Here is a 4,249-nt window from a genome sequence, read left to right on the forward strand (position 1 = left end):
ATTTAAGTTTGTATGCCCTAAAATGAAATGGACTAAATGTGATGACGGTAAATATCGAAGACGTCATTTTTGTGACAATCCCTGTACTTCATCACCTTGTGGAAGAATGATCTACGTTTATCCTGAAAAGGATCTTCGTGCTTATCCAGGGACTCTTCGTGATACAGAAGAATGGGATAAAGTTTATAAAATCCGTTCAGTAGTAGAGCAGTCCATAAATCATTTTAAAGAAAGTTTCTGTATTGCTGGACGTAAAACCCAAAATGAGAAAACCATTCATGCCGATTTACTACTAGCAGGCATCACACAATTAATTACTGTTGTCCTTGCTGATAAAATACATAAGCACGAGTACATCAGAAGTTTAAAACCATTAATTGCTTAGGTATTTATTTTAGATATTCATTTTTCTAGAAATTTGATACCTTTATTTTGTGTACCCTTTTTTAAGAACAACTTTTAGTTCTCGCTAAACTTTCACTTGGATTCCACTTTCCATTCTTGAAACTCTTTTTTTGAAGGATCTATATTCCTATTATTCAGTTTTTAGAAAGAGTTTCGCAATTACTTATAATTAAACTACAGATAAAGATATAAATCCAACCTGTTAGTAGATTAATTGGCCAATCATACCACATTCTTCTGTAAACCACATAGCTCCGTCAAGTCCTACAGTAATTCCATATTGTCCTGATTTATCCATTAGAAGTTTATATTCATTTATTTATCATCCTTCCATTAAAAAACAAAAAACCTTTCCCAACTAAAAGTCTCGGAAAGGTTACAAGTATCATTATATAGATCTAGTATAAAACAACTATTCTCAAATAAAAATAGTTAATTAGTACTATATAAATCTAGTTAAATTGACACTATTATAATCCTATCCAAAACTTATAGTAGTTTAAGCACACGAACTAACATACCCTAAATATTAAAAGATATGTTAACTTTACTTGTACTACCTTAAATTCTAAAAACCGGATAAGATTATATGATCATTTTAACTAATCACCTCATGTTTATTTTTTTATACATTTAAAGTATAGTACATTTAAGATTATAATTCAATGATTTATCAATGAATTTGTAGAGCTTAGCATATTTCTATTCTCTTCTATCTTTTACCCCAAATTTATCTTAGAAAATCCTAAACAAGCTTTCCAAATAACATTCGGTTTCTTGTCCTCTTTTTTATTGTTTTTACCTTGTTCATCGCTCAAATTATCCGTGCCCCCACTTTGTATAATACTGGAAAGGCAACCCTTTTTTAGACAAATTCATTCCGAACAAAACTTTACCCTCTAAACATAATTTATGCCGCCCTTTCTGGTACTGCTTCATTTCTGTATTCTATTGGGGTCACATATCCTAAGGAGCCATGAATTCTTATATAGTTATACCAATAGATATATTCTGCAAGCTGTAGCTCCAGCTCTTCCAGAGTTACAAATTTGTTCTGATAAATAAATTCTATTTTTAATATTTTATTTGTAGCTTCACTTACTGCATTATCATAAGGATTTCCTTTTCTACTTAAAGATCATTCTATATTAAAGGTCTCTAAAACCTCATCTATCGCCTTGTTGTCGTATTCTTTGCCCCGATCTGAATGAAATACTCTTATATCATTTAAAGAATATCTATAGCTTAAAATTGCTTTTTCTATTAAATTAGAATCTTTATTAGCCCCAGCAGAATACCCAATTATTTCTCTATCAGATAGGTCTACTATAGTACATACATAGTTCCACTTGCTTCCTACTCTTACATAGGTCAAATCACTTACTGCAACCTCTAGCTTGTCCCTATTATCAAAGTCCCTATCGACTATATTAGGTATATTTGATTCATTGCAGCTATTGGTATGAATCTTATACTGTGCTACCGTATAATTAGATACTAGGCCGTTTTCCTTCATAATTCTAGATATTCTCCTTCTAGAAACTTGATAACCAAGCCTATCCAATTCAACCTTAATTTTTCTTGTCCCATAATTGTTCCTACTTCGTCTAAAAATTTCTTTTATATGATTTGTTAGGATTGATTCTCCATTTCTAGTTGTTTAACTCTCTTCTCTAATTCAATAACCCTGTTTTCTTCATCAGTCCTGTTATCTTCTGCATTGAATGACTGAGTATTATTATATCTTATTACCCATTGCCTCATGGTGGATATAGCTATTCCATATTCCTCACTTAGGCTTCTATATGTGTGGTTACCCTGGTTGTAAATATTGACTATTTGCTTTTTGAAATTCTCATCGTAATGTTTTCTAGACATTCCCTTCTCCTCCTGTTAAATATTATATCATGTTCGGAAAAGAGTTGTCCTATTTAGTGTAACCTATCCATCTTTTTTATATTCTTTTTCAAAACAGGATAACACTTCTTTAGTTTGCTTATGCCTAATTCCATTTACCTCCATATATAGCATGAGTGTTTTATACGCATTCGAAATCAGAGTGAACGGTGCATTAAATGGTTCTTTAATTGTAATAATTGCATACTTTTGATTTTCTTGAGAAATAGCTTCTAAGTTATCAAATACTAATTCCAAACCTGAAGGTAAAATACAGGCAGCAGCATAACCATGCATATGAAACACATTTATTTGTTCCTGTGACATATATGGAAAATCCCATCCTATAATTTCAGGTTGAGCTATCTTGTGGCTAACTGCCCAGTCTTTTACATGCTTTATAGCATCATCTTCAGGCTTTCTGCTAATTACTGCATACCTCACATATCGAAATAACGCAATTTCTTCAACTCGAATATCTGAATATGCTTCATTACACATATTTACGTCTTCTCGTATTAACTGATCCATAGAACATGAAAAGAGTTTGCATAGTTCTATTACCTTCTCCATCTCTGGGTAGGCCGCATCCAGTTCCCACTTCGAAACAGTCTGCCGGGATACCCCCATTCTTTCAGCTAATTCTTCCTGTGTCATGCCATGATACATTCTCCTTAAATACTGTAAATTTTGTCCAAAGCTCATATTATCATTTCTCCTTTATATTATGCTGAGCTTATTATAATAATAAAAATAATACCTATACACCAACCTGAATTTTCTTTTGTCTGATTTTTAGCAACTTAAAGTTGCACACTTTTTGAGGATTCTATAATATTATTATTTTATTGCCAAGTAAGATTATATAGATAATCTTTCCTTCATATTTTTCTACTTATGTACATTATGGTATACAATCCATCAACTTATCACTTATCAACTCTACTTCCATATTTTCCCTTTAGCCACTCAATTTATCCTATGTCATCAGAATTATACTCTCCTCCGTACCTTGCTACCAATTAGGCTTCGGTATGTTCGCCTTCTTGGGCAAACCTGACATAAGAACATACATCGGCGTTTCACTCCTGTTCTTCTATAATAAAGTTTTGCTTTTTCACACCCCTCAAACCCTGATTCCTTCGTCATAATTTGAATAAAGTTTGCTTTTTTTCTCTCCTTTTCCCATTTTATTCCTTAACTTCGAATCAAGACTTTATTAAAATTATAATAAAGTTCTGCTTTTGTAATGCAGGAATAGAAACAGGAATTAGAATTAAGGATTAAGAAAAAATGAAAATAAAACATGAATTTATATCGTAAATCAAGGATGAATGAAAGAATAAAAAGAAGGAACAAAAGACTGAAAAATAAAGGCATTCTCCCCTTTTAATTCAATCATTTATCCCTTTCTTATTCCTTCTATTATTTTTAATTCCTGCTCCAGGTGTGTGTCAAGTATTCGTGGGCATCTTTCCTTCTCATGAAATCAACCGTTACAATATAATCAAGAAAAATACTTTTAATTTTATCATTTTCCAGAGTTGTCAAGCCTAAAATGCACTCCACTTCGTTACGGACTTGACAACGAAGTCTATCTTTGGGGTCATGATTTTATATTTATAGTTTTTCTTTTCTTTTTCATGTTTTCTTTTCTTTTTAGCGATATTATAGCTAAAATTAGGCATACTACCCCTTCGGAAGATAACCTATCTTATCTTAAAATAAGTTCAACACGGTTTTTTGTTAGATCCCTAATGGCTTTCCTACCAAATGTCATTGGTTGCCCTTCAAAAGGCATAGGAGCCTTCTTTATAGGATATATACCACTATCCTTAGGTTTCTTATTGACCTCTGCAGCTGATAGCTGCACAACCTGTTCTACTACCTCTTCTAATTTATCATCGGTGATCGTATCATCAAATAATGAATCCAATGTCTCATAAAG

Annotated in this window: 2 protein-coding genes and 2 pseudogenes; 1 reads left to right on the forward strand and 3 read right to left on the reverse strand. The window is 32.1% G+C overall.

The window, feature by feature from the left end:
- A pseudogene (locus CUL_RS17810) lies at positions 1–385 on the forward strand (transposase); the annotation flags it as partial.
- A gap of 930 nt (positions 386–1,315) precedes the next feature.
- On the opposite strand, the pseudogene CUL_RS18595 reads toward CUL_RS17810, so the two are convergent.
- The 3 genes and pseudogenes from CUL_RS18595 to CUL_RS19245 form a co-directional block, all read right to left on the reverse strand.
- A pseudogene (locus CUL_RS18595) lies at positions 1,316–2,283 on the reverse strand (IS3 family transposase).
- Positions 2,284–2,346: 63 nt separating this feature from the next.
- Entirely contained in the window at positions 2,347–3,006 is a 660-nt protein-coding gene (locus tag CUL_RS0116280; RefSeq protein WP_025642797.1) for a helix-turn-helix domain-containing protein, read from the reverse strand.
- A 1,009-nt stretch (positions 3,007–4,015) separates the two neighbouring features.
- Positions 4,016–4,249: hypothetical protein (locus CUL_RS19245; RefSeq protein ID WP_035143457.1), on the reverse strand; the 234-nt coding region annotated here is incomplete at its 5' end.

The sequence above is a fragment of the [Clostridium] ultunense DSM 10521 genome (assembly GCF_000511955.1).
Lineage (GTDB): Bacteria > Bacillota > Clostridia > Tissierellales > Tepidimicrobiaceae > Schnuerera > Schnuerera ultunensis.

Excerpts from the sequence above, each read along its gene's own strand:
- CUL_RS0116280 (WP_025642797.1), bottom strand. The coding sequence starts at position 3,006 with ATGAGCTTTGGACAAAATTTACAGTATTTAAGGAGAATGTATCATGGC.